This window comes from Paraburkholderia sp. D1E, assembly GCF_052682275.1.
Map to the genome: position 1 here is coordinate 2,399,920 of NZ_JBQYMB010000001.1, position 24,235 is coordinate 2,424,154.

The following is a 24,235-nucleotide window of genomic DNA, read 5'->3' on the forward strand; positions in this document are numbered from 1 at the left end:
GCTTTGGCGCCCACTTATGTAACGATCGCACCGAGAAACTTGTTATGATTCTATCAATCGTTGTAGCATAAGTGCGAATAACTTGCCGGCGGCTGTTGTGCGCCGCATCAAATTTCCGGATGTCTTATGCCTGAAGCCCCTGTGCTGTCTTCTTCGGTCGTCGCGTTGCGCGGCGGCTCGCTCGTCCATCCGGTTCGCAATCCGGGCACGCCCTTCGACGCGTCCTGGCTGGACGGCTTGCGCGTCAATCAGTCCGCGGTCGAACGGCGCACGGCGACGCTCGCCACGCGCCGTACCGTCAAGAAAGATGCGCAGGCGGCCTGGTTGCTGAAGGCCGTCACCTGCATCGACCTCACCACGCTCAACGGCGACGACACTGAAGGGCGCGTGCGCCGTCTCTGCGCGAAGGCGCGCCAACCGGTGCGGGCCGATCTGCTCGACGCGCTCGGCATCGCGCCGCGCGGCATCACGACGGGCGCGGTCTGCGTTTATCACCGCTTCGTGGCGGCGGCAGTGGATGCGCTGCAGGGCAGCGGCATTCCGGTTGCCGCGGTCTCCACAGGATTTCCCGCCGGACTGATTCCGCATCCGCTGAAGCTGAAGGAGATCGAGGCCTCGGTCGCGGACGGCGCGCAGGAAATCGATATTGTCGTCACGCGTGAATACGTGCTGACCGGCAACTGGCAGGCGCTTTACGACGAAGTACGCGACTTCCGCGCAGCCTGTGGCCCGGCGCATCTGAAGACGATTCTGGCGACCGGCGACATCCGCACGCTCTCCAACGTGGCGCGCGCCTCGATGGTCTGCATGATGGCCGGCGCCGACTTCATCAAGACGTCGACCGGCAAGGAAGGCGTTAACGCCACGCTGGATGTCTCGCTGGTGATGGTGCGCATGATCCGCGAGTACCAGGAGCGCACCGGCGTGCCGATCGGTTTCAAGCCGGCGGGCGGCGTGTCGAGCGCGAAGTCCGTCCTGTCCTATCAGATCCTCATGAAGGAAGAACTCGGCCGCCCGTGGCTCGAACCAGAGCTGTTCCGTATCGGCGCATCGAGCCTGCTGGCCGATATCGAACGCCAGCTCGAACATCATGTGAGCGGCCGTTACTCCGCTTTCAACCGTCACCCCGCAGCCTGAACAGAAGACCGATCCCATGAGCGTAGCCGAGTATTTTTCATCGATGGAGTACGGTCCCGCACCCGAGGACGATCAACCCGCGCGCGCGTGGCTCGCGCAGCATGAGTCGGGCTTCGGGCATTTCATCGGCGGGGCGTGGCATGCGCCCGCCGCCAGTGAGCGCTTCGCCTCGCACGCGCCCGCCACGGGTGAGCGGCTCGCCGAAATCGCCCAGGGCGACGCGGCCGATGTCGACGCGGCGGTGGACGCCGCGCGTGCCGCGCAGCCGGGCTGGCTTGCGCTCGGTGGCGCCGGCCGGGCGCGGCATCTGTATGCGCTCGCCCGCATGGTCCAGCGTCATAGCCGCCTTTTAGCCGTACTCGAAGCGCTCGACAACGGCAAGCCGATTCGCGAAACGCGCGATATCGACGTGCCGCTCGTCGCGCGGCACTTCCTGCATCACGCGGGGTGGGCGCAGTTGCAGGAGAGCGAATTCGCCGATTACGCGCCGCTCGGCGTCGTCGGGCAGATCGTGCCGTGGAATTTTCCACTGCTGATGCTCGCGTGGAAGATCGCGCCGGCGATTGCGACGGGTAACTGCGTCGTGTTGAAGCCGGCCGAATACACGCCGCTCACCGCCTTACTGTTTGCCGAACTTGCCCATCGGGCCGGTTTGCCGGCAGGTGTACTGAACGTCGTGACGGGTGACGGCCGCACCGGCGCCGCGCTCGTCGAGCATCCGCGGGTGGACAAGATCGCATTCACGGGTTCGACTGAAGTGGGGCGCCTGATTCGCGCGGCCACGGCCGGCTCGGGCAAATCGCTGACGCTCGAACTCGGCGGCAAGTCGCCCTTCATCGTGTTCGACGACGCGGATCTCGACGGTGCCGTCGAAGGTGTCGTCGACGCGATCTGGTTCAACCAGGGGCAGGTCTGCTGTGCGGGCTCGCGCCTGCTCGTGCAGGAGGGGATCGAAGCGCGCTTCATCGCGAAGCTGAAGCGCCGTATGGAAACGCTGCGCGTCGGCACGTCGCTCGACAAGAGTATCGATATCGGCGCGATCGTCGATCCGGTGCAGCTCGAACGCATTCAGTCGCTGGTGGAAACCGGGCGGCACGAAGGCTGCGCGGTGTGGCAGTCGCCCGCTACGACGATGCCGGCCGGCGGCTGTTTCTATCCGCCGACGCTCGTCACCGGTGTGGCGCCGGCTTCCATTCTGGCGCAGGAAGAAATCTTCGGACCGGTGCTGATCACGATGAGCTTTCGTACGCCGGATGAAGCGATCGCGCTTGCCAACAATTCGCGCTACGGCCTTGCCGCGAGCGTGTGGAGCGAAACCATTGGCCGTGCGCTGGATATTGCGCCGCGCCTTGCCTGCGGCGTCGTGTGGATCAACGCGACCAATCTGTTCGACGCGGCGGTCGGTTTCGGTGGCTACCGCGAGTCGGGCTATGGTCGCGAAGGCGGTCGTGAGGGCATCTACGAATATCTGAAACCGCGAGCCTGGCTCAATCTTGCTGACCGTCAGGCCGTGCGCGGCGAACAGACTGCAGGCACAGGCGAGCGCGAGCCGTTGTCGAATGTCACGCTGATCGATCGCACCGCGAAGCTCTTTATCGGCGGCAAGCAGGTGCGTCCGGACAGCGGCTATTCGTTGCCGGTTCATGCGCCGGATGGCTCGCTGGTCGGTGAGGTGGGCGAGGGGAACCGCAAGGACATTCGCAACGCCGTCGAGGCGGCGCGCGCGGCGCAGAAATGGTCGCAGGCGAGTACCCATAACCGCGCCCAGGTGCTGTTCTATCTCGCGGAGAATCTGGCCGTTCGTGCGGATGAGTTCGAGCGGCAACTTGTGACGAGAAACGGTGCGACGGAAGCGGCGGCGCATGCGGAAGTCGAGGCCGCGATCGCGCGTCTTTTCACTTACGCGGCGTGGGCCGACAAGTTCGACGGCGCCGTGCATACGCCGCCGCTGCGCGGCGTCGCGCTGGCGATGCACGAGCCGCTCGGCGTGATCGGCATCGCCTGTCCGGACGAAGCGCCGTTGCTCGGCTTCGTGTCGCTGGTGGCGCCCGCGCTGGCAATGGGCAATCGCGTGGTGGCGTTGCCAGGCGCGGTATGTCCGCTTGCGGTGACCGACTTCTACCAGGTGGCCGAGACGTCGGATGTACCGGGTGGGGTGCTGAACATCGTCACGGGCGAGCGTGGCGCGCTGTTGCCGGCGCTCGCCAAACACGACGACGTCGATGCTGTCTGGTGTTTCGGCAAGGCGGCGGATTCGACGCTGGTCGAGCGCGAGTCGATCGGTAATCTGAAACGCACCTTCGTCGATCACGGCCGCCAGTTCGACTGGTTCGACCGTTCGAGCGAAGGCCGGCCGTTTCTGCGTCAGGCCGTGCAGGTGAAGAACATCTGGATACCGTACGGAGACTGACCGACAGACCGACCGGGTGTCGGAACGACATGCACGCCAACCAGAAAATGGAGGAGACAACGTGCTGAAGTATCTGGATCTGCTGTTGAACACCGTCTTGCTGCGCACGGCGAATGCCCCGCGCGGCGGCTTCCTGATGAACGCCCCTCAGGGAGAACGCGAATGAGCACGTCTTTACAACGAAACGGACGTGTCGTCATTCTCGGCATCTATGTCACGGACCTGACGTTTCGCGCCGCGCGTATGCCGCTGATCGGCGAGACGATCGCCGGCTCGGCGTTCGCGATGGGGCCGGGTGGCAAGGGCTCAAATCAGGCGGTGGCGGCGGCTCGCGCCGGCGCCGAGGTGGTGTTCTGCACCCGCATCGGCAATGACGCGTTCGGCGAGATCGCGCGCGCAACATGGGCGAGGGAAGGCATCACGGCGCGCGCCTCGGTGATTGAGGGCGTGTCCACGGGGGCGGCGCATATTTTTGTCGACGACACTACGGGCGGGAACGCGATCATCGTCGCCTCCGGCGCGGCCGGCACGATGAATGCAGCCGACGTCGACGCGATCGAAGCGGACATCGCCGCCGCGCGCGTGTTCGTCACGCAGCTCGAGCAGCCGCTCGCTGCCGCGCGCCGCGGCCTTGAGGTGGCGCGCCGGCACGGCGTCATCACCGTATTCAATCCGGCGCCCGCCTTGCCGCTCGACGACGACATCTTCCCGTTGTGCGACTACATCACCCCCAACGAAACCGAAGCCGCCGCGCTCACCGGCGTGCCGATCGCGAATGCCGACGACGCGCGCCGTGCCGCCGATGTGCTGCTCGCCAAAGGTGTGGGCGCGGTCATCGTCACGCTGGGGGAAGGCGGCGCGCTGCTGCACTCGGCCGCTCAATCCGTGCTCGTGCCGGCCTATCACTGCGGCCGCGTGGTGGAGACCGCCGGTGCCGGCGACGGCTTCACGGGCGGCTTCGCGGCCGCTCTCGCACGCGGCGACGACGCCATCACGGCGCTGCGTTTCGGCTGCGCGCTCGCGGGCATTTCCGTCACGCGTCCGGGCACGGCGCCTTCCATGCCGACGCTCGACGAAGTGAACCGCGTGTTGAACCAGCCCGCCGGAATGTCCCAGGCATTCTGACCGCTGTCCCGACCATTCGCGAAGGCTGAAGGAGATTGTGCTCACCATGAAGTCCTCGTTCACCGCTGGAAAAATGTTCGGCGACCGCCAACTGAATTTTCTGCTGATCGTCAACGTGCTTGTCGTGCTGGCCGCGACATGGCTCTCGCACGGGCAATTCGTCGATATCGACAACCTGCAGTCGATGGGCGGACAGTTGCCCGAACTCGGCCTGCTCGCGCTCGGCATCATGTTGTCGATGGTGTCGGGCAATGGCGGGATCGACCTGTCGGGCGTCGGGCTCGCGAACCTGTCCGGCATGGTCGCCGCGCTGGTCGTGCCGCGCTTTGTCAACGGCGACGACTCACCGGCGCTTTACACGTCGCTCTTCTGCGTCATTGTGGTGGTGATGGGGCTGCTCGGCGGACTGCTGAACGGTGTGGTCATCGCGCGGCTCAGACTCACGCCGATTCTTTGCACGCTCGGCACGCAACTGTTATTCACGGGGATAGCGGTGGTGCTCAGCAACGGCGCTTCGGTGCATGTCGACTATGTCGACCCGTTGTCGAATATCGGTAACGGCACCGTGTTTCAGGTGCCGATCGCGTTCTGCATCTTTATCGCCGCCGTGGTCGTGTTGGGATGGCTGCTCAAACGCAGCCCGTTCGGCCTGCGTCTCTATCTGATGGGCACCAATCCCAAAGCCGCGTTCTATGCCGGCATTCCGCGCGCACGGATGCTGATCACGACCTATGCGATGTGCGGCGTGCTCGCTTCGCTCGCGGGTCTGATCAGTGCGGCGCATACGTCCAGTGCGAAATGGGATTACGGGAATTCCTATCTGCTGATCGCCATTCTGATTGCCGTGATGGGCGGCGTGAATCCTGCCGGCGGCCACGGCCGCATCATCTGCGTGTTTTTCGCCGCGACGGTGCTGCAGTTTCTGTCGAGCCTGTTCAATCTGCTGGGCGTGTCGCAGTTTTTCGGCGATTGCGCATGGGGTTTCCTGTTGCTGTTGTCGCTCGCGTTCGCGGGCGGCGAGCGGGTGCGCGCGATTTTCGGCTTCGGCGGTAGCGGAGGTGGGGGCGCCGGTGGTGCGGCGCGTTCCGGCACGGCGCCGAAAGGTTAGCGAGCCGATCAAACGCGAGGCGCAATCAAAAGTTTCAGTACGCGGCGGACAACAAGCCCTGGCTGTCCGTGACGGGTGAAGTAGGGCGTCATCGAACGATAAAGGAGACATTGCATGAAATTGACTCGACTGGGCACCGCGCTCGCAGCAGGCGCTCTTACGGTGGGTGTGATCGCCGCGGCACACGCGGCGACCAACGAAACGATCGTCACGGTCGTCAAGGTGACCGGTATCAACTGGTTCAACCGGATGGACGACGGCGTCAAGCAATTTGCAAAAGACAACCCGGGTGTGACCGCGTATCAGACCGGCCCTGGCCGGGCGGACGCGGCGCAGCAACTGAAGATCATCGAAGACCTGATCGCGAAGAAGGTCACGGCGATTGCCGTGGTGCCCTACGATCCGCCGACGCTCGAACCGGCGCTGAAGAAGGCGATGGATCGTGGCATCAAGGTCGTCACGCACGAAGCCGACAACGAGAAGAACACGATGGTCGACATCGAAGCGTTCGACAACACCGCCTACGGCGCCGGCCTGAACGAACGTCTTGCTTCGTGCATGCACGACGATGGTAAGTGGGCGGTTCTGGTCGGTTCGCTGGGCAGCCGCTCGCAGGTGCAATGGGCCGACGGCGGCATCGGCAACGCCAAGGCCAAATATCCGAAGATGGATCTGGTCGAACCGAAACTCGAAACCAATAACGACGGCGAGCGCGCCTATGAAGTCGCGAAGGAAGTGCTGCGCAAGCATCCGGACCTGAAGGGCTTCCAGGGCTCGTCCTCGCTCGACGTGATCGGCATTGGCCGTGCGGTCGAAGAAGCCGGCATGCAGGGCAAGATCTGCGTCTACGGCACGGGCCTGCCGACTGAGGCGGGCAAGTTCCTCGAGAGCGGCGCCATCAACGGCATTGCGTTCTGGGATCCGAAACTTGCGGGCATCGCGATGAACAAGATTGCGCAGATGCTGATCGATGGCAAGACGGTTGAGAACGGCGCCGATCTCGGCATTCCGGGCTACACGAAAGTCACCGTCGCGAAGGGGCCGGGCAAAGGGATCATCGTGCGCGGCCAGGGCTGGGTGAACGTCGACAAATCGAACTATAAGCAGTATCCGTTCTGATCGGGTTGTTTTGCTTTATGTGTCACGGCGTCCCCCATTCCCTGAAGGGGATTTCCTTCGGGGTGGGGGGCTTCCTTCAAGGCGTGCCCGTATGAGCACGCCTTAACTTGCGACTCGCCATCATGAATCAAGACGTATCGTCTCAGCAGCCGCAGTCCGACACCTCGCAGCCGTTTTTGCAGGTTGTCGGCGTGCACAAGCGCTTCACCGGCGTACATGCATTGCGCGGCGTGAGCCTGTCGTTCGAACGCGGCCAGATCTACCATCTGCTCGGCGAGAACGGTTGCGGCAAGAGCACGTTAATCAAGATCATCTCCGGCGCGCAGCCGCCTGACGAAGGCGAACTCGTGATCGAAGGCGTTCGGCATGCGCGGCTTTCCGCGCTGGAATCGCTGGCGGCGGGAATCGAAACCGTCTATCAGGATCTCTCGCTGCTGCCGAACATGAACGTGGCGGAAAACGTCGCACTTACTGCCGAGCTGGCCACGCACGAAGGCCGGCTCGCGCGTACCTTCGACCGGCGGGCGCTCGCACGTACGGCAGCGCGAGCGCTGCAATCGGTCGGGCTGCCTGGCGACGCCGAATTTCAGGCAACCCTGATCGAGCAATTACCGCTCGCCACGCGTCAGCTCGTCGCCATTGCTCGCGCGATTGCCAGCGAAGCCAAGTTTGTCATCATGGACGAGCCCACTACCTCGCTCACGCAAAAGGAAGTCGACAACCTGATCGCCGTGCTCGCGAATCTGCGCGCGCAGGGCGTGACGGTACTGTTCGTGAGCCACAAGCTCGACGAGTGCTACGCAATCGGCGGCGAAGTCATCGTGTTGCGCGACGGCCAGACAATGGCGCAGGGGCCGATCGCGCAATTCACCAAGGCGCAGATCAGCGAGCTGATGACGGGGCGCCATCTGTCGAACGAACGCTATCGTGAAGGCGCATTTGGCCAGGACGTCGTGCTCGACGTGCGTGGTTTCACGCGCGCGGGCCAGTTCAGCGACGTGTCGTTCGCGCTGCATGGCGGTGAAATTCTCGGCGTCACCGGTCTGCTCGATTCCGGGCGCAACGAACTTGCTCGCGCACTCGCTGGCGTGGCGGCGGCGCACGCCGGACAGGTGAGGCTCGACGGCAAGGTCATTTCATTGCGCACGCCCTCGGACGCGAAACATCATCGCATCGGCTACGTGCCGGAGGACCGCCTGAACGAAGGGCTGTTTCTCGACAAGTCGATCCGCGACAACGTGATTACCGCGATGATCGCCAGCTTGCGGGACCGCTTCGGCCAGATCGATCGCACGCGCGCGCAGGCGCTCGCGGAACAGACGGTGAAAGATTTGCAGATCGCCACACCCGGCGTCGACAAGCCCGTGCAGTCGCTCTCGGGCGGCAATCAGCAGCGCGTGCTGATCGGCCGTTGGCTCGCCATCGATCCGCGCGTGCTGATTCTGCATGGACCGACGGTCGGTGTCGACGTCGGATCGAAGGACATCATCTACCGCATCATGCAACGTCTGTCGCAGCGGGGCATTGGCATCATTCTGATCAGCGACGACCTGCCTGAACTGCTACAGAACTGCGATCGCATCCTGATGATGAAGAAGGGACGTGTGGCAAGCGAATATCAGGCCGATGCGTTGAGCGAAGCCGACCTGTATCACGCGCTGCTTTCGGAAGCCGCATAAAGGACGTCGACACCCATGAACTCGCGCATCCAGTCGCGCATGAACCAGACCATGACCACCCCGACCGTTGTCGAAGTCGCACCTGAGGTCAAGCCGCCTACCTTGTGGACCAGGCTCGCGCGCAACCCCGAATGGTTCACCGTCGCGTTGATCGCGGCGACGTGCCTGATTGTCGGCGCGATCAATCCGCGCTTCTTTCAGCTCGCGACGTTGTTCGATCTGCTGCATTCGGCCACCACGATGTCGCTTTTTGCGTTGGGCACGCTGGTTGTGCTGGCGTCCGGTGGCATCGACGTCTCGTTCACCGCGATTGCCGCGCTGACGATGTACGGCATCACGAAAGCGGTATTTGCCTGGTGGCCGGATGCGCCGTTCGCGCTGATCCTGATCACCGGCGCGCTGGGTGGCGTTGTGCTCGGTCTCATCAACGGCCTGCTGGTGCATCGTTTGAAAGCGCCTTCGCTGATCGTCACGATCGGCACGCAGTATCTGTATCGCGGCCTGCTATTGACGTTCATCGGCACGACGTTCTTCATGAACATTCCGCGCAGCATGGATCATTTCGGCCGGATTCCGCTGTTTTTCTATCACACCAATGAAGGTCTGCGCGCGGTACTTCCCGTTTCGGTGCTGGCGCTGGTGGCGGCCGCCATTGTCACGTGGTGGTTGTTGAACCGGACCATGATGGGGCGCGGTGTCTATGCGATGGGTGGCAGCCTTGCGATCGCCGAGCGGCTCGGCTACAACCTGCGCGCGATCCATCTGTTCGTGTTCGGCTACACCGGCATGCTCGCAGGCATTGCGGGCATTCTGCATGTATCGAACAACCGGCTCGCGAATCCTTTCGATCTCGTGGGCTCGGAACTCGATGTGATCGCCGCGGTGATCCTGGGCGGCGCGCGCATTACCGGCGGAACGGGTACGGTGGCCGGCACGTTGCTGGGTGTGGTGCTGGTCACGCTGATCAACAGCGTGCTGATTCTGGTCGGCGTGCCGAGCACCTGGCAAAAGGTGATTATCGGCGCGTTCATTCTGATCGCCGGGACGTTGTTCGCATTGCAGCGCAAAAGCTGAAACTGAACGTTTGTTGCACAGGCAGCATCGGCTACGCCGCGTGGTGCGGCAAGCGCACCTATTTGCGCTTGCGGTGTTCCTGGCCTTGTTCAGTGATGATGGAATCGAAGTCGTCGATTTGCGAGAAACGCACCGCCTTGACGACGCCGAACTTGCTCTGGTCCACGACCAGATGCCGTTCGACGGCATTTGCCATGGCCGCCTGTTTGAGCGCGACTTCGTGAAAATTCCAGCAGGTGACCCCGCGCGCGTTATCCACGCCGCCCGCGGAAATGAACGCCTTATTGATGCCCATACGGCGCAGCATCTCCAGACTCTCTTCGCCTGCAAACGAATCTGAAGAAGGCACGTAGACGCCGCCCAGCAGAATCATCCGCACGTTCGGCTTGCGCCGCAGAATCTCCGCGACATTCAGCGAATAGCAGACCACGGTGACGTGACGCTCGAGCGGAATCAGGCGCGCAAGCGTGGTGAGTGTGTGCCGCAATCAATGAAGATCGTTTCATGGTCGACGACGAGCTTCGCCGCAATCGCCGATGCTTCCGCCTTGGCCTGCGCGAAATGATCCTTCTCTTCTTCGAGTGAATAGCCGGCGTTATTGGGTACGTCGGTCGCGCTGACGATGTAGCCGCCGAGATACGTGAATCGCTCCGGACTGCCTGCGATATCGCGCCGGACAGTCATCTCCGATACGTCCAGCAGGCTGGCGGCGTCGCGCAGTCGCATTACGCTCTGCTTGGCCAGCGCATCGGCGAGGGCGCGGAGGCGGTCGGGTTTCAGCATGGAGGTCCTGTCGCGCAGTGTGGGGAGGCGTTATGTTTTGTTCGACTTGGTGAGAGGATTATAACAAGAGGTCGTCTGCGCGGCGAGCCTGTTTGAGGCTCGAACACAAACGGAAAACGCGGGAGATTTCCGTTCGATGACGGGCGGCTGAGTGAAGCGGGGGCATGGAGATGGAGCGGGTTGCGGCAACATGGCGGTCTTTTTACCCGTTGCCGCAACCGCCTGAAGCAACTGCATGAAGCCGTCGCCTGAAGCAAGCTGAACGGGCTAACTGTTACTGCTTGATGCCTTCGGCCTGAATATGCAGCGTGGTCTGCATCTTGAAGCCGTAGGTCTTGCCGAAGTCGACGCCGAAGTCGTCGCGATTGAACGTCGCGGTCGATTCGGTGCCGCACACTTCGCGCTTGAGCATCGGGTTCATGATGCACTTGAACGATTCGATCTTCAGGTTGACCGGCTTGGTTACGCCATGCATGGTCAGCGTGCCGATCACTTCCACCGGCTTGTCGCCGTCGAAGCGGATCTGCGTGCCCTTATAGGTTGCGCTCGGGTACCTGGCTGCATCGAAGAACTTGTCCGTGACGAGTTCTGCGTCGAGCTTGTCGTTACCGATATCCACCGAACTCATATCGATTGTCACGTCCACCGTACCGGTTTTCGCCGCGCGATCCAGTACCACGGTGCCGCTGCTCTTCTTGAACTTGCCGCGCCAGATCGACAGTCCGCCGAAGTGATCGGTTTCGAAGCTCGGGTAGGTGTGCATCGGATCGAGTTGATACGTATCGGCGGCCATTGCGTTGAACGACATGGCTGCGGTCAGCGCGCCTGCGGCGAGCAAAAGTTGTTTCTTCAAGAGATTCTCCAGATTTCAGAAAGTGCTGTGACGCTTCGGTGTGTCCAGTTACTTCTTCGAAGCGACGATGTGAAATTTGATAACGACTTCGTCGGCGACAACCGACGTGTCTTTCCATTCGCCCGTACCGACATCGAACTGCGAACGTTTGATCGGCAATGCGCTGTCGAAGGTTTGCGTGTTGTCCTGCCTGGCAATCGTGACCGGCACCACAACGGTCTGCGATTTGCCCTTGATGGTGAGCTTGCCGGTGATCTTGTACTGATTGCCGCCGGCCGGCGCGATCGCGCTCGAGACGAACGTCGCGGCCGGATAGGTCGCGCTATCGAACCATTCCTTGCCTTGGGCCTGCTTGTTGTAGTCGTCCGCGCCGAGGTCGTAGCTGCCCGTGTCGATCGACACGTTGGCGCTACCGGCGGCCGGCTTGGCTGGATCAAAATTCAACTGCGCCGAGAACTTTTTGAATTTGCCGTCCACCGGCACGTTCATCTGCTTCGTCGTGGCAATGACGCTGCTTTTGCTCGTGTCTACATCGGCGTGCGCGAGGCTTGCGCCGAGGAAAGAGAAAGCGGCAACGCCGGCGAGAATGGAGTGGTAAAAGTTTGATTTCATCGTGGTACGCATCCTATCGAACCCACGCGCTGTGATTGCACACCGCTGGGAATTAGATTGCCAACAGGTTGTAGCCAATCGTCCGCTACCCGCCTGCTTCACATCTGCTTAGGTGTTATCTGAGGAACGGAATCATCCGTGCGAGTAATCCGTCGCGGTCGACGAATTGATGCTTGAGCGCCGCGAGCACATGCATGGCAACGAGTGTCAGCAAGGTGTAATTGAGCAGCACGTGGACCGTGCGCAGGCTTGCCTTGAGCGCCTGGTCGGGGCCGATGAGGGTGGGCAGCGGCACGATACCGAGGTACACCACCTGAATGCCCGCAGCCGAACTATAGAAGTAGCCGGACAGCGGAATCGCCAGCATCAGAACGTAGAGCACGCCATGCACGAGATGGGCGGCAGCCTTCTGCCAGGTGGGCGTAGCGCTATCGAGCGCCGGCGCGCGGTGAGTGACGCGCCAGAGCACGCGCGCCACGGCCAGCACGAAGACTGTCACGCCGATCCACTTGTGCCACGAAAAGTACTTCAGCTTGGTGGGCGTAAAGCCGGGGATATCGGTCATGATCCAGCCGATGTAGAACCCGCAGATGATCAGCAATGCAATGAGCCAGTGCAGGGCGACGGCAGGGCCGCTGTAATGCTCGACGTTTGAAGAACGGGGTTTCATGGGTTGATGCTAGCTATCCGTGGTGCTTGCCGCGTGCGGTGTGCGGCGTATCGCATGTGAATGCGGATAGTAGGCACGCCAATGAAAACTGAATAGCCGGGGAGAAGAGAACAGATTGTTCTAGCCGTGACACTAATGTGGATGGAATAAACTCACGGGGCAGCGTGAATTGTGTGAGCACACAAATTGTGTGAGCACACAACTTGCGCCCGACCCGTGCGGCATCCCGGTCATGGGTTATGCTGCGCTCCACTACCACGCTCGCGCACAATCAGAATCCAGGAACCTGTTTGGTGAATTCCGTCTTCCTGTCTTGGGGTATAGCCATAGCCGCCACGGCCGGCGTCATCACCCGGCCGTTCAAATGGCCCGAGGCCGTGTGGGCCGTTGCCGGCGCGCTATTACTGGTGTCACTGGGCCTGCTGCCCGTCGATCTGGCCATCGAGGCCATCGGCAAAGGCACGGACGTCTATCTCTTCCTGTTCGGCATGATGCTGCTATCGGAAGTCGGGCGCCGCGAAGGTCTGTTCGACTGGGTCGCCGTGCTCGCGGTGAACCACGCTAAAGGCTCGCCGGCAAAGCTCTTTCTGCTGGTCTATCTGGTCGGCGTGGTCATCACCGCCTTTCTTTCCAATGATGCTACCGCGGTCGTGCTCACGCCGGCCGTTTTTGCCGCCGCCAAAAAAGCGAAGACGCATCCGCTGCCCTTGCTCTTCGTCTGTGCGTTCATCGCGAATGCCGCGAGCTTCGTGCTGCCGATCTCGAACCCGGCAAACATCGTGCTGTACGGCAATCACACGCCGGCGCTCGGCGCCTGGCTGATGCGCTTCACGCTGCCTTCGGTGCTCTCGATCGTTGCGACCTATGTGCTGTTGCGCTGGACCCAGCGCGAAGCGCTCGCCGGTACCTGCGAGGCCAATCTTGAACCGCTCGAGTTGTCGTCGAGCGGGCGCATTGCGCTGGCAGGTATCGCGGTGACAGCAGTCGTGTTGCTGACGGTTTCCGCCTTCGATGTCCCGCTCGGCCTGCCCACCGCGATACTCGGCGCGCTGACTGCCGTGGTCGTGCTGATCCAGGAGCGCAAATCGCCGCTGCCGATGATCAGGGAAATATCGTGGAGCGTGTTGCCGCTCGTCGCTGCGTTGTTCGTGCTCGTCGAAATGCTCGATCACACCGGTGTCATCAAGACGCTCGTCGCTCAGGTGCAAAGTGCGACCCAACACAACGAAATTGCGACGGCAGGCTGGGCCGGCACCATTGTCGCGATCGGCAGCAATCTGATGAACAATTTGCCGGCGGGTCTGATCGCCAGCTCGACGGTGATGCAGGCGTATAGTCCTGAGCGCGTGATCGATGCGCTCCTGATCGGCGTCGATCTGGGTCCGAATCTGTCGATTACCGGCTCGCTCGCAACGATCCTCTGGCTCAGCGCAATTCGCCGCGAAGGCGAAGACGTGAGCTTCCTGAAGTTTTTGAAAGTGGGCGTGGTGGTGATGCTACCGGCCCTTGCCCTGGCGCTTGCGGCGCGGATTCTGACCGGTTGAGCCGAGAACATGCGGAGGTGGCCTTGACACCCCGCGTGCTATCCATGCCCGCTCGGCGATTGTCGCTGATCTCCGGCGCGAGGGCGGTCAGTCACTTGCCCAGGCTTCCCATCATGGCAGTGTGCCGGTCGAACGCATGGGTGGCTCGGCCACGAGCATTTGCGCGGACTGTTCGAGCGAGCGCAAGGCGGCATCGAGCCGTGCGAGGCGCGCCCGTTGCGTGGGCATCAGCAATGTCTTGGGGAGCATGCGCAGGCGATTGCGCCAATACGACAGCGGAATGCGGTCGTTGGTGGATATCAGCCCGAATACGCGTTCGAGGTGGGCGATCTCTTTGTCTATATCCTGATAGCTCATCTAACGTTCCGGAAGAAGAGGTGAACGGGCAATGAAACGGGGTAAGCGGTACGGCGGCAATTGGACAGATATGTCCAACTCATTGGCACGCTGGGGCGCTAGAACAGGATTCAGCAAGGACCGTACCGCAGGCCGCGATGTCGAGTTGACATCAAGCTTTCAAACGTGATGTATTTGTCTGATGTATCGACGCCGCCCAATCAGGGAGGCCTTCGGAGGAGGCATGTCTTCCATCTGTTTTAATTCGCGCAACGTGTAGCGGAACGCTGAAGCGGCGAGCCCATCCCACGTCTCTGTCTGTAAGAATCGTGTCGTAGAACACTAGTTACCGATCGGTGAGCATGCCGCGTCCCAAGTCGTCTGATGAACCGCTTCGGCTGCTTTAGCGCGGCACCGTCATCACGGGTTGCGTATAGGTGACGGCGGGGGCCGGCACGATCGCGTAGTGGGGCGGCGTGGACACCACGACGCTCGCGTATGGGGCGAGGGCATTCGCAGGCAGCGGCACGGGCGTGCCGACCGCTACAGCAACGGGAACCGGAGCCGGCGGCGCCACCACGTAGACCGGCTTGACCGGCACGTAGTAATAGACAGGGCGTGGCGGCGGTGCATAGACCACCGCAGCGGGCATATAGACGACCACCCGGGCGAATGCCGTCGACGAACAGGCGAGACCGATGGCGGTGAAGGTAGAGGCACAGACGAGACGAATACTCATTTGATTGATACTCCTGAGACATTGAGCGGCGCGTCTTCCGGTGAAGAAGCAGGCCGGCTGGTTCGGATTGCTTGAGAGTTCTGCCGAACCGGTGAGGCGCCGATTGTGGTGCTTGTGGTGCTTGTGGTGCGTACGGCGCCGGCAGACGAAAGATACGCAAACCGCCTTCAGAACGGCAGCGCGAACTTATTTCATTCAATGTCGCGCGAGAGCGGACTATGACGACATAAGCGTGCAGGTGTCGGGAACGCATCCTGGGTTACGTCGACAGCGCGCGTGCTTGCCGTACCGACGCCACTAAAACGATGACATATGGCGACACGATTCTGAAATTGCCTTCCGGCGGCGCTTGAACAAGAATTCGGCCTGTCATCGAACGGATCGCGGCGGTTTGCAGGCGACGCACGATGAGTCCAATCGAAGGAGTCAGTCATGAAGAAGTTGATCGCTGTTGTGCTGCTGTGCTGCGCATCCACCGTTACGTTTGCCCAAACCGCCGCGCCGCAGGGCGGCAATCCCCAGCGCATGGAACGCATGGCGCAGCAACTGCAAACGCGTTTTTCGAATGCCAACACCACGCACGACGGCAAGCTGACGAGAGACCAGGCGGCGGCAGGCATGCCGATGGTCGCGAAGCATTTCGATGAAATCGATACGCAGAAAGCGGGCTACATTACGTTGCCGCAGATCGCGGCATTCATGCAGGAGCGCGGGGCAGCGCACTGAGCCACGCGGGCATCGGCGGGATCGTAGGTCTCTTTGAGGCCCCAGCGTGCGATGAAAGCTGCCACGTCCTGTCGCCTGTGCACTGCCCGACGCCTAAACCGAGGAGCTCTCGCATGGATCGCCCCGCCAAAATCATCGTGCTCGACGACGAAGCCGAACTGCGCAACATGCTGCAGCGCTTCCTGCGCGGCCACGGCTTCGACGTACGTATCGCGGAAGATGGCAAACGGCTCGACCGCTATCTGGAGCGCGAGCCGTTCGATCTGCTGGTGCTCGATCTGATGATCGGCGAGGAGGACGGCCTCGCGATCTGCGCCCGCTTGCGCGCACAAGGGCAGACGTTGCCGATCCTGATGCTGACCGCGAAGGGCGATCCGCTCGACAAGGTGGTCGGCCTCGAAACCGGCGCCGACGACTATCTCGCCAAACCGTTCCTGCCGCGTGAACTGGTGGCGCGGATCAATGCGCTGCTGCGCCGCCAGAAGATGGCCTCGGGCGATGTCACCGTGACCTCGCAGAGCGTGCGTTTCGGCGATTTCAGTCTCGACGTCGGCAAGCAGCAGTTGTCGCGTGCTGGAGAACTGCTTGAGCTTCATTCGGCGCAGATGCTGTTGCTGGTCTCGCTGGCTTCCTCGCCGAACCGGCCTGTGAGCCGTGACAATCTGCTGGCGCGCGCCCGTGGCCGTGAGCACGATGCACTCGATCGCAGCATCGACGTGCAGGTGCTGCGGCTGCGGCAGATCGTCGAGGACGATCCGTCGAAGCCGCGCTTCATCAAAACCGTGTGGGGCGTCGGTTACATGTTGATCGCGGACGTCGACTCATGACGCGCTCGCTGCTGCAGAGGGCGCTGCCGAAAACGCTACTGGCGCGCAATATCGTCTTGCTGATCGTGCTGCTGATGCTGAGCCAGATATGCGTGCTCGGCGTCTTGCTGCACTATGTGCAGCGGCCTCGCGTCGAACGGGCGGCCACGGTGTTCGCCACCTACGTAACGACGCTCGACAATCTGCTTCAGGCCACACCGCCTGGCGCGCGTGCCGATTTGACCGCACGCCTCGACGCTCGCGCGCAACTCCCCGCCGAAGCGGCTGGTGCGCCGCCGCCTGGTCTGATGCACGCCTATCGCACGTATCAACGCAACGTGTTTCTCGAGAGCTTGCGTGCGCACCTGCCCGCCGACATGCCGGTGCGCTGGCAGTCCGAAGGCGGTCAACGGATGTGGATTCGCATGCACGCGCCAGCCGATGCGCCGCGCACGCCGTACTGGATCGCGCTGCCGATTCCCGAGGACGCGCAAGGCGCCGGACTCGACGCGGCGATCCTGCTGTCGCTCGGTCTGGGTGCACTGGCGGCGCTGACTGGCTACGTGATCCAGCGCCACCTCAACCAGCCGCTCCAGGAATTGACACGGGCGGCGCGCCGCGTGAGCGCCGGCGAAACGCCCGCGCCGTTGCCGACCGATGGTCCTGCCGAGATCGCCACGGTAAGCAGCGCGTTCAATCAGATGACGCATGCGTTGCAGCAAGCCGAAGCGACGCGCGCGCTGATGCTGGCCGGTATCTCGCACGATATCCGCACGCCGCTGACCAAACTGCGCCTTGCGATGGCCATGGCGATGCCGGACGGCAGCGACAGCAGCTTCGTGGTCGCCGCCGAGTCGTACCTCGATCAGATCGAGACGATCTTGCAGCAGTTCATGGACTACGCGGGGAGCGGCGAGCGTGAAGCGGCGGCGCCCGGTGATCTGAATGCGTTGATCGAACGGCTGGCCGGCGATTTCGCGGGGCTGGGGCATGAATTCGAGTTGTCGCTCGCGAACTTGCCCGCTGTGGCCTACCGGCCGATCAGCATGATGCGGCTCCTGATGAACCTGATGCAGAACGCGATCGTATATGGCGGGACCGGGCTCGCTGTGCGGAGTTGGACCACAAACGAAGCGGTGTATGTCGCGGTCGGCGATCGTGGCAAAGGGCTTTCGGCGGAGGAGTTGGAGCAGCTAAAAGCGCCGTTTCAGCGTGGCCGCAATGCCCGCGCGCACAGCGGTGGCACCGGGCTCGGGCTTGCGATTGTCGAGCGGATCGCGCGGCTGCACGGCGGCAGCCTGCAGTTTCATGCACGCGAAGGCGGTGGCCTGGAGGTGTGGGTGGTGTTGCCGCTCATTTCCGATCCAGCCACGCATCCAACCCGACGCGGAACGCCACGCCCGCTATAACCGGCACGGTCAGCATGAGAATGATGCCGAAGTTGGGAATCTCGTCGCCGTAAGTAATCGGACCGTAGAGCACGACCGTCGCAACGATCGCGAAGACCACGACGCCGACTGCAACCATCATAAGATTGCGCGCCACAATGGACAGATCCTTGCGCTTTGCCTTGCCCGGCTCGGTGCTGGAGGTGGGGACTTCGTCGTGTTGGGCGGGCATGATGGTTCTCGTGACTGGAAGAAGTGCCGCGCAAGACGCGGCTGCCAATGCAACTTCAAAACGCGTGACAAAACGCAATGACAAAATGCATTACAACGCGTGCATTACAAATGTGCAGCGGTGGGTCGAACGCCGACCCGTGCACGATCGGCATCATACCCGGGGTCGTTCGTGCCACGCACATCAGGCTGCGCCGGCCAGTAATCCCGCGGCGACGATCACCAGCACGAGGGCGGCAATCGCGCTGAACCGGTAGTCGCGTTGATGCAGGAACATCCCTAACATCAATATAAGCCGCATTATCGGCAGCAGGATAAAAAGCGCGATGCCGACGCTCACAATATGCATGCCGGCCGACGTTGAAAGCAGTCCGGCGGGAATTTGCAGGCCGGGAAAAGCGCCTCGAAGGCTGGCTGGAAGGCTAATAGCAAGGCCGGTCGCAATCGTGCCTGTTGCCACCCATGTGCCGTACTGCAGGAGCTTCGCCAGCCAGTACTCGAGCCGTGCCCCGCTCGACGCGATGCGGCTCATGCCGGCGCTCCGGAAAGATGGACGCCGAATGCTTCGAGCAGCATCTGCACGGCGAGCAGCGCAAGCACCACGACAAAAAGCACGCGCAGTTTCTCGCCCGATACGCGCGTGAGCACGCGCGCGCCGAGCACGGCGCCCACGACCGAGCCCAATGCCACCGGGCCGGCGATCGCGACCACGATCTCACCGCGCAGGAAGTAAGCACCGGCGCTGGCCGCCGCCGTCACGCCGATCATGAAATTGGACGTGGCGGACGAGACCTTGATTGGCAAGCGCAGCGCCGTGTCCATCGCCGGAATCTTGAGGACACCGCTGCCGATGCCGAGCAACGCCGAAATCAACCCTGCGCCGTACATCAGGGACAAACCCAGCGGTACGCGTTGCACGCGATAGTCGACATCGCGTCCGAGTGCGCGATCCGGATAACTCGAATCCAGTTGCAACGATGTGCCCCACGAATTTGCGCCCGGCGCGTTGGCGCCATAGCTGGCGATCGGGTCGGCACGCCGCGCCAGCATTTGCTGGGCGGAGAGCAGCAGAATGACCGCGAAAATGAAAAACAGCACGGGCACCGGGATAAGCCCGCTCAGCAGCACGCCGGACAACGCGCCCAGCGTGGTGGCGGTTTCCAGAACCACGGCGAGACGAATATTGGTCAAGCGACCGCGCAGGAAGGGCGCTGCGCCGCCGCACGAACAGGCGATCACTGAAACAATGCTGGCGCCAATTGCGACGTGAATATCGAGGTGGCCGAACATGGTCAGGATGGGCACGATAAAAATGCCGCTTGCCATGCCGAGCATGCCGCCCAACGCGCTTGCCCCGACTGACACCGCGAAGAGCCACAGCGTGTAGCTCAGATCCATCGTAGCCTGCGCGCCGGTCATTGGCCGTTCGGCTTGCGCCGGGCGAGACGGGTGACGAACTGGATCTGATCGCCGCGGTAGTACAGCTTTTCATAATCGACCGGACGGTTTTCGTCGCAATACGAGGTTCGCTCGATCAGGAAAATCGGGCTGCCCACGTCGACCTCGAGGGCCTGCGCAACGGCTTCGTTCGCGGCGATCGCTTCGAGCCGGTATTCGGCTTCGATCAGCGGAATGCCGTACTTCTCTTCGAGCAGCGTAAAGATCGGCTCCGCCTCCAGATCGTTTTCGATGATCTTTTCGCCGATGTCCTTCGGTAGCCAGGTTTCGTCGAATGAAAGCGGTGTGCCGTCGGCGATACGCACGCGCTGAATATGGACGACGGGCGTGCCCGGTTCGAGCGCCAGTTTGCCGGCGACGGCCTCGCTCGCGGTTTCGATTTGTCTCGCTAGCAGCCGGGCGGTGGGATGGCGGCCCTGCGCACGCATATCTTCGACAAAGCCGCTCAGCTCGGTGAGCGGCTGCGTGAGGCGCGGCTGGGTCACAAAGGTGCCCTTGCCGCGGCGGATTTCGATCAAACCGCGCGTAATCAGGTTCTGCACCGTTTTTTGCAGCGTGGTGCGGCTGATGTTGAAGCTCGCCAGCAGGCTTGCTTCATTGGGCAACTGCGTGCCTGGCGGATACGTGCCGTCTGTGATCCGTGCGGCGAGTACGGCTTCGACCTGCGCGTAGAGGGGGAGCTGGCTGTTACGGTCACTGTTCATCGAAGACATCATGACGTCATGATGTCTTGGTGTCAAGGCGCGATTTCGGGCGTGGTGTGGGGAAAAGCGAGAAATGGGGCGCGGTTGGACAGGGAGCCTTTGATTGCGTCCTGCAGTCGTCGTTTCCCCTTAGTCGGGATGGACTACGTGCGATTGAACCGGCGGTGTTAACCTCGCTTTGCACCAGAAACGGCGGTCCCGATCGCGGAATACGCCGTTTTTTTTGCCAGTGGGCAGCACGGGTAATTACATGCCCAGTGATTCAATCCGATTTAGTTCGTCATGCAAAGCAATTGGGATGTATGTCGATTCGATCGGATCAGGAAAACACAATTAAAAGGGAAGGGAATGTCAAAACGCACCTTGATGCGCACACTTTTCGCTGCCATTTCTGCTGTCCTCGTAGGCGCTATCGTCGCCGCGTGCGGCTCGTCGTCCTCGTCGCTCAATGTGACCGGGCAGCAGCAGATCAAGCATGTTTTCGTCATCACGCTCGAAAACGAGAACTATGCGACTACCTTCGGCGCGAACAGCAAGGCGCCCTATCTGTCGCAGACGCTGGCTTCGCAAGGTGCGCTGGTGCAGCAGTACTATGGCACGGGCCACGTGAGCCTCGACAACTACATCTCGATGATCAGCGGTCAGGCGCCGACACCGGAAACGGACAACGATTGCCCGATCTACCAGGACTTCAAGTTCGCGGGTATGACGCCGGACGGTCAGGCAATCGGCTCGGGCTGCGTGTATCCGGCCAGCATCAAGACGCTGCCGGACCAGCTGAAGGTCGCTGGTTTGACATGGAAGGGCTATGAAGACGACATGGGCAACGACCCCACGCGCGAAGCCGCTACCTGCGGTCATCCGGCGCTCAACACAACCGACCTCACGCAGGTTGGGCAAGCGCCGAGCGCGGCCGTGCCGCTGGGCGACCAATACGCAACGCGTCACAACCCGTTCATGTATTTCCACTCGATCATCGATTCGCCGGACTGCGGCCAGAACGTCGTGAACCTGAACAAACTCACAACCGACCTGCAATCGATCTCGACCACCGCCAACTTCAACCTGATTACGCCGAACCTGTGCGACGATGGCCACGACGCGCCGTGCGTGAATGGCCAGCCCGGCGGCCTGACGAGCGCGAACACATTCCTGCAGAAGTGGGTGCCGATTATCACCGCCTCGCCGGCATTCCAGCAGGACGGTCTGCTGATCATCAACTTCGACGAGAGCAGCTATGCGTCGGTGACCCAGCCTTCAGCGGGACAAACGCAGTTGACTTTCGCGGGTACAACCTGCTGCAGCCAGCAGCCGGGTCCGAATCTGCCGGCGTTCCCGGAGACTTCGTCGCTGTCGTACAAGGGTGCGACGATCAACCTGACCAAACAGAGCTTTGGCGGCGACCAGACCGGTGCGGTGATGATCTCGAAGTTCATCAAACCGGGCACGGTGTCGACAGTGCAGTACAACCACTACTCGATGCTCAGGAGCATTGAAGACATTTTCCAGCTGGGTTATCTCGGCTACGCGGGGCAGGCTGGCCTGGTTGGGTTCGGCAACGACATCTTCACGAACCTTTAAGCCGATGACGGTTTCCGCAATGCGATTCGCAGCGCTCGCCGTGCTGGCGGGCGCTGTACTGCTGCCGATGGCAGCGGGTGCGGCGCCGAACGACGTGCCGCCTACATACAGCGATGCCGCTGCGCTCGGCAAGCTGATGTTCTTCGATCCGTCGTTGTCGGCCTCGGGCAAGATGTCGTGCGCGAGCTGTCATAGCCCCTCGCACGCATACGGGCCGCCCAACGGGCTGGCCGCGCAACTGGGTGGACCCGACATGCGCTCGCAAGGCACGCGCGCCGTGCCGAGCCTGCGCTACGTGCTGAACCGTACGCCGATGTGGAGTCATGCGCAGGCGGCCAGTCTGTCCGAGCGCCTGAGCGAGACGGATAACGCGCCGGTTGGCGGCTTCGGTTGGGATGGGCGTTTTAACCGTCTGCACGATCAGGCGAGTTTCCCGTTGTTCAATCCGGACGAGATGGCCAACCGGGATCCGGCGGCGGTGCTCGCGAAACTGGAGCACGCGCCGTACGCGGCGCGCTTCAGCGAAGTGTTTGGCCAGAACTTTTTCACCGACCCCAGCAAGGCATTCACCCAGGCGATGTATGCCATCGAGCGCTTCGAGCTCGAAGACCCGAGTTTTCATCCGTACACCAGCAAATTTGATTACTACCTCGACGGCAAGGTGCAGTTGACGGCACGCGAATTGCGCGGCAAGAAGCTGTTCGACGATCCGGCCGCAGGCAATTGCGCCTCGTGCCACATCGATCAATCGGGTGTCGATGGCTCTCATCCACTTTTCACTGACTTCAACTTCCAGGCGCTCGGCGTGCCACGCAATCCGGACTTGCGTGCGAACGCGGACCCGAAGTACTTCGATATGGGGTTGTGTGGACCGCTACGCACCGATCAGTCGAACGACAGAAGCAACTGCGGACTCTTCAAGTCCGTGTCGCTGCGTAACACGGCAACGCGGCATGTGTTCTTCCACAACGGCCGCTTCCATACGCTGAAGGACGCGCTGCGTTTCTACGTTCAGCGCGATACGAATCCGGCGAAGTGGTACCCGACAGATGCGCATGGCAAGGTCGATAAATTTAACGACTTGCCGGTTGCGCTGCGCGTGAATGTGGATACGACCGACGAACCGCTCACGCGCAAGGTGGGCGAGCGCCCCGTGTGGTCGGAGCAGGATATCGACGACGTTGCCGCTTTCCTCACCACCCTGAACGACGGCTACAGAAGATAGTGGCCGGACAAGAACGGCGACGCTTTCGAATCGGAGGCATACGCTGGCAGCGGAGTGACCAAGGCGCGGCGCTTTATTATTTCGCCCCTGGATCTGCGGGTGGATGAAACATCGCTATTTGAATTGGACCACTTGCCCGCTCTTGCCGGGCTCATCGTTCTTCCCCTCTGAAAGCAGGGCTTCGCGCAGAGACAAGCCGGTCCGTTTCACCTTATGCCCAAGGCAGAATCCCTCAAGCGTACGGTAGTGGCCTTTCATCAATGCCTGAGCACGTGTCACCTCTCCAGCTTGTAAAAACCCGATGATTTCCTCGTGATCACGGCACAGATGACCGTGATCGAAATCGTCGTAGTGAAATGACGTGAAGAGCCGTTCCTGCGCGATCAGGCTCGCGTGAATGGCCTCAAGCGTGCGATTGCCGGCCATCTGCACAACCAGCAGATGGAAATCCGGGCCAAGCCGGTATTCGAGGTCGACGTTGCTGCGCTGATGCGCGACGCGCTGCTCGCTCAGATGCTGATGCAGACGTTGCACGTCCGAAGCCGTCATCGTGCCGGCAAATTTCTCCATGGCCGCGCATTCGATCATCGCGAGCGCTTCGAACGTTTCGTGGATTTCAAACTCGGTGGGCTGCGCGACTGACGCCCCACGGTTGTGTTCGATCCGTACAAGTTTGCTTTGCGACAACCGTATCAGCGCCTGGCGGATGACGGTGCGCCCGACCTCGAAAATGGACGCGAGTTCGGCCTCACCGAGGCGCGTTCCTGGGGCGAGGCGTTGCAGCAGGATCGCGTCGGTAATCGCACCGACAACGGTTTGGGTGGACGTTTCCTTCATGGCTTACAGCCTTTTCTGCCGCTAGTACATGGTGCGCAAAATTGCATGAACAGCATACTCAAGGGTATACACTGTTGTCAATCCTTATTG

Annotated in this window: 23 protein-coding genes and 1 pseudogene; 13 read left to right on the forward strand and 11 right to left on the reverse strand. The window is 61.8% G+C overall.

The features are described from left to right. The first annotated feature begins 126 nt into the window (after positions 1–126). The 7 genes from deoC (at position 127) to ACUN0E_RS10955 (ending at position 9,652) form a co-directional block, all read left to right on the forward strand. A complete protein-coding gene (gene deoC / locus ACUN0E_RS10925; protein ID WP_408237079.1) occupies positions 127–1,137 on the forward strand; it encodes a deoxyribose-phosphate aldolase in 1,011 nt (336 codons plus the stop codon). Between the two features lie 16 nt (positions 1,138–1,153). After that, positions 1,154–3,547 (forward strand): aldehyde dehydrogenase family protein, encoded by a 2,394-nt coding sequence (locus ACUN0E_RS10930; protein ID WP_445566569.1) that lies wholly within the window; start codon positions 1,154–1,156, stop codon positions 3,545–3,547. Between the two features lie 162 nt (positions 3,548–3,709). After that, positions 3,710–4,672 (forward strand): ribokinase, encoded by a 963-nt coding sequence (gene rbsK, locus ACUN0E_RS10935; protein ID WP_408339877.1) that lies wholly within the window; start codon positions 3,710–3,712, stop codon positions 4,670–4,672. Between the two features lie 46 nt (positions 4,673–4,718). Next, positions 4,719–5,780 carry an ABC transporter permease gene (locus ACUN0E_RS10940; RefSeq protein WP_445566570.1) on the forward strand — a complete coding sequence of 354 codons (1,062 nt, stop codon included), beginning with the start codon at positions 4,719–4,721 and terminating at the stop codon, positions 5,778–5,780. A gap of 114 nt (positions 5,781–5,894) precedes the next feature. Beyond that, positions 5,895–6,899, forward strand: coding sequence for an autoinducer 2 ABC transporter substrate-binding protein (locus tag ACUN0E_RS10945; protein ID WP_445566571.1), 1,005 nt, complete (start codon positions 5,895–5,897; stop codon positions 6,897–6,899). Between the two features lie 122 nt (positions 6,900–7,021). Next, positions 7,022–8,578, forward strand: coding sequence for a sugar ABC transporter ATP-binding protein (locus tag ACUN0E_RS10950; protein ID WP_445566572.1), 1,557 nt, complete (start codon positions 7,022–7,024; stop codon positions 8,576–8,578). A gap of 15 nt (positions 8,579–8,593) precedes the next feature. Beyond that, complete coding sequence (locus ACUN0E_RS10955) at positions 8,594–9,652, forward strand: ABC transporter permease (RefSeq protein WP_445566573.1); 1,059 nt, start codon at positions 8,594–8,596, stop codon at positions 9,650–9,652. A gap of 58 nt (positions 9,653–9,710) precedes the next feature. Here ACUN0E_RS10955 and ACUN0E_RS10960 read toward each other — a convergent pair. The 4 genes and pseudogenes from ACUN0E_RS10960 to ACUN0E_RS10975 form a co-directional block, all read right to left on the reverse strand. Beyond that, positions 9,711–10,435: pseudogene (locus ACUN0E_RS10960) on the reverse strand (DeoR/GlpR family DNA-binding transcription regulator). A gap of 274 nt (positions 10,436–10,709) precedes the next feature. Next, positions 10,710–11,288, reverse strand: a complete 579-nt coding sequence (locus ACUN0E_RS10965) for a YceI family protein (protein WP_445566574.1) — start codon at positions 11,286–11,288, stop codon at positions 10,710–10,712. Between the two features lie 48 nt (positions 11,289–11,336). Then, positions 11,337–11,900 (reverse strand): YceI family protein, encoded by a 564-nt coding sequence (locus ACUN0E_RS10970; RefSeq protein ID WP_445566575.1) that lies wholly within the window; start codon positions 11,898–11,900, stop codon positions 11,337–11,339. 115 nt (positions 11,901–12,015) lie between these two features. Beyond that, complete coding sequence (locus ACUN0E_RS10975) at positions 12,016–12,570, reverse strand: cytochrome b (protein WP_445566576.1); 555 nt, start codon at positions 12,568–12,570, stop codon at positions 12,016–12,018. Positions 12,571–12,863: 293 nt separating this feature from the next. Between ACUN0E_RS10975 and ACUN0E_RS10980 the strand changes: the two genes are divergently transcribed. Beyond that, positions 12,864–14,114 carry an arsenic transporter gene (locus ACUN0E_RS10980; protein ID WP_445566577.1) on the forward strand — a complete coding sequence of 417 codons (1,251 nt, stop codon included), beginning with the start codon at positions 12,864–12,866 and terminating at the stop codon, positions 14,112–14,114. Positions 14,115–14,225: 111 nt separating this feature from the next. On the opposite strand, the gene ACUN0E_RS10985 is transcribed toward ACUN0E_RS10980, so the two are convergent. Together ACUN0E_RS10985 and ACUN0E_RS10990 are read right to left on the reverse strand one after the other, a co-directional pair. Further along, entirely contained in the window at positions 14,226–14,471 is a 246-nt protein-coding gene (locus ACUN0E_RS10985; RefSeq protein ID WP_408237045.1) for a hypothetical protein, read from the reverse strand. Between the two features lie 382 nt (positions 14,472–14,853). After that, positions 14,854–15,189, reverse strand: a complete 336-nt coding sequence (locus tag ACUN0E_RS10990; RefSeq protein ID WP_445566578.1) for a hypothetical protein — start codon at positions 15,187–15,189, stop codon at positions 14,854–14,856. Between the two features lie 432 nt (positions 15,190–15,621). Here ACUN0E_RS10990 and ACUN0E_RS10995 point away from each other — a divergent pair, with 432 nt between their 5' ends. The 3 genes from ACUN0E_RS10995 (at position 15,622) to ACUN0E_RS11005 (ending at position 18,130) form a co-directional block, all read left to right on the forward strand. Continuing rightward, the gene (locus ACUN0E_RS10995) at positions 15,622–15,915 is read left to right on the forward strand and encodes an EF-hand domain-containing protein (protein ID WP_408339861.1); all 294 of its coding nucleotides are present in this window, start codon (positions 15,622–15,624) and stop codon (positions 15,913–15,915) included. Between the two features lie 113 nt (positions 15,916–16,028). Beyond that, a complete protein-coding gene (locus ACUN0E_RS11000) occupies positions 16,029–16,742 on the forward strand; it encodes a response regulator (RefSeq protein ID WP_408520772.1) in 714 nt (237 codons plus the stop codon). Then, the gene (locus ACUN0E_RS11005) at positions 16,739–18,130 is read left to right on the forward strand and encodes an ATP-binding protein (protein ID WP_408485656.1); all 1,392 of its coding nucleotides are present in this window, start codon (positions 16,739–16,741) and stop codon (positions 18,128–18,130) included. The genes ACUN0E_RS11000 and ACUN0E_RS11005 overlap by 4 nt, the downstream gene beginning before the upstream one ends. Here ACUN0E_RS11005 and ACUN0E_RS11010 read toward each other — a convergent pair. From ACUN0E_RS11010 to ACUN0E_RS11025, 4 genes are all read right to left on the reverse strand, one after another. After that, positions 18,075–18,341, reverse strand: a complete 267-nt coding sequence (locus ACUN0E_RS11010; RefSeq protein WP_408237033.1) for a hypothetical protein — start codon at positions 18,339–18,341, stop codon at positions 18,075–18,077. The two genes, ACUN0E_RS11005 and ACUN0E_RS11010, sit on opposite strands and share 56 nt — an antisense overlap. Before the next feature lie 183 nt (positions 18,342–18,524). Beyond that, a complete protein-coding gene (locus ACUN0E_RS11015; RefSeq protein WP_408237031.1) occupies positions 18,525–18,872 on the reverse strand; it encodes a DUF1634 domain-containing protein in 348 nt (115 codons plus the stop codon). Beyond that, positions 18,869–19,759, reverse strand: coding sequence for a sulfite exporter TauE/SafE family protein (locus tag ACUN0E_RS11020; RefSeq protein ID WP_408237028.1), 891 nt, complete (start codon positions 19,757–19,759; stop codon positions 18,869–18,871). Before ACUN0E_RS11020 ends, ACUN0E_RS11015 begins: the two co-directional genes overlap by 4 nt. Next, complete coding sequence (locus ACUN0E_RS11025) at positions 19,756–20,502, reverse strand: GntR family transcriptional regulator (RefSeq protein WP_408237025.1); 747 nt, start codon at positions 20,500–20,502, stop codon at positions 19,756–19,758. Before ACUN0E_RS11025 ends, ACUN0E_RS11020 begins: the two co-directional genes overlap by 4 nt. A gap of 348 nt (positions 20,503–20,850) precedes the next feature. Between ACUN0E_RS11025 and ACUN0E_RS11030 the strand changes: the two genes are divergently transcribed. After that, complete coding sequence (locus tag ACUN0E_RS11030) at positions 20,851–22,083, forward strand: alkaline phosphatase family protein (RefSeq protein ID WP_445566579.1); 1,233 nt, start codon at positions 20,851–20,853, stop codon at positions 22,081–22,083. A 67-nt stretch (positions 22,084–22,150) separates the two neighbouring features. Beyond that, positions 22,151–23,308 carry a cytochrome-c peroxidase gene (locus tag ACUN0E_RS11035; protein ID WP_445570420.1) on the forward strand — a complete coding sequence of 386 codons (1,158 nt, stop codon included), beginning with the start codon at positions 22,151–22,153 and terminating at the stop codon, positions 23,306–23,308. A 114-nt stretch (positions 23,309–23,422) separates the two neighbouring features. Here the strand turns inward: ACUN0E_RS11035 and ACUN0E_RS11040 are convergent, their stop codons facing one another. Further along, positions 23,423–24,145 carry a GntR family transcriptional regulator gene (locus tag ACUN0E_RS11040; RefSeq protein ID WP_445566580.1) on the reverse strand — a complete coding sequence of 241 codons (723 nt, stop codon included), beginning with the start codon at positions 24,143–24,145 and terminating at the stop codon, positions 23,423–23,425. Between the last annotated feature and the right edge of the window lie 90 nt (positions 24,146–24,235).

Coding starts and splice junctions, on each gene's coding strand:
- ACUN0E_RS10940 (WP_445566570.1), top strand. CDS start 4,719: ATGAAGTCCTCGTTCACCGCTGGAAAAATGTTCGGCGACCGCCAACTG.
- ACUN0E_RS10955 (WP_445566573.1), top strand. CDS start 8,594: ATGAACTCGCGCATCCAGTCGCGCATGAACCAGACCATGACCACCCCG.
- ACUN0E_RS11005 (WP_408485656.1), top strand. CDS start 16,739: ATGACGCGCTCGCTGCTGCAGAGGGCGCTGCCGAAAACGCTACTGGCG.
- ACUN0E_RS11020 (WP_408237028.1), bottom strand. CDS start 19,759: ATGACCGGCGCGCAGGCTACGATGGATCTGAGCTACACGCTGTGGCTC.
- ACUN0E_RS10990 (WP_445566578.1), bottom strand. CDS start 15,189: ATGAGTATTCGTCTCGTCTGTGCCTCTACCTTCACCGCCATCGGTCTC.
- ACUN0E_RS11030 (WP_445566579.1), top strand. CDS start 20,851: ATGTCAAAACGCACCTTGATGCGCACACTTTTCGCTGCCATTTCTGCT.
- ACUN0E_RS11000 (WP_408520772.1), top strand. CDS start 16,029: ATGGATCGCCCCGCCAAAATCATCGTGCTCGACGACGAAGCCGAACTG.
- ACUN0E_RS11025 (WP_408237025.1), bottom strand. CDS start 20,502: ATGAACAGTGACCGTAACAGCCAGCTCCCCCTCTACGCGCAGGTCGAA.
- rbsK (WP_408339877.1), top strand. CDS start 3,710: ATGAGCACGTCTTTACAACGAAACGGACGTGTCGTCATTCTCGGCATC.
- ACUN0E_RS11040 (WP_445566580.1), bottom strand. CDS start 24,145: ATGAAGGAAACGTCCACCCAAACCGTTGTCGGTGCGATTACCGACGCG.
- ACUN0E_RS10985 (WP_408237045.1), bottom strand. CDS start 14,471: ATGAGCTATCAGGATATAGACAAAGAGATCGCCCACCTCGAACGCGTA.
- ACUN0E_RS11010 (WP_408237033.1), bottom strand. CDS start 18,341: ATGCCCGCCCAACACGACGAAGTCCCCACCTCCAGCACCGAGCCGGGC.
- ACUN0E_RS10995 (WP_408339861.1), top strand. CDS start 15,622: ATGAAGAAGTTGATCGCTGTTGTGCTGCTGTGCTGCGCATCCACCGTT.
- deoC (WP_408237079.1), top strand. CDS start 127: ATGCCTGAAGCCCCTGTGCTGTCTTCTTCGGTCGTCGCGTTGCGCGGC.
- ACUN0E_RS11015 (WP_408237031.1), bottom strand. CDS start 18,872: ATGAGCCGCATCGCGTCGAGCGGGGCACGGCTCGAGTACTGGCTGGCG.
- ACUN0E_RS10945 (WP_445566571.1), top strand. CDS start 5,895: ATGAAATTGACTCGACTGGGCACCGCGCTCGCAGCAGGCGCTCTTACG.
- ACUN0E_RS10950 (WP_445566572.1), top strand. CDS start 7,022: ATGAATCAAGACGTATCGTCTCAGCAGCCGCAGTCCGACACCTCGCAG.
- ACUN0E_RS11035 (WP_445570420.1), top strand. CDS start 22,151: ATGGCAGCGGGTGCGGCGCCGAACGACGTGCCGCCTACATACAGCGAT.
- ACUN0E_RS10930 (WP_445566569.1), top strand. CDS start 1,154: ATGAGCGTAGCCGAGTATTTTTCATCGATGGAGTACGGTCCCGCACCC.
- ACUN0E_RS10970 (WP_445566575.1), bottom strand. CDS start 11,900: ATGAAATCAAACTTTTACCACTCCATTCTCGCCGGCGTTGCCGCTTTC.
- ACUN0E_RS10975 (WP_445566576.1), bottom strand. CDS start 12,570: ATGAAACCCCGTTCTTCAAACGTCGAGCATTACAGCGGCCCTGCCGTC.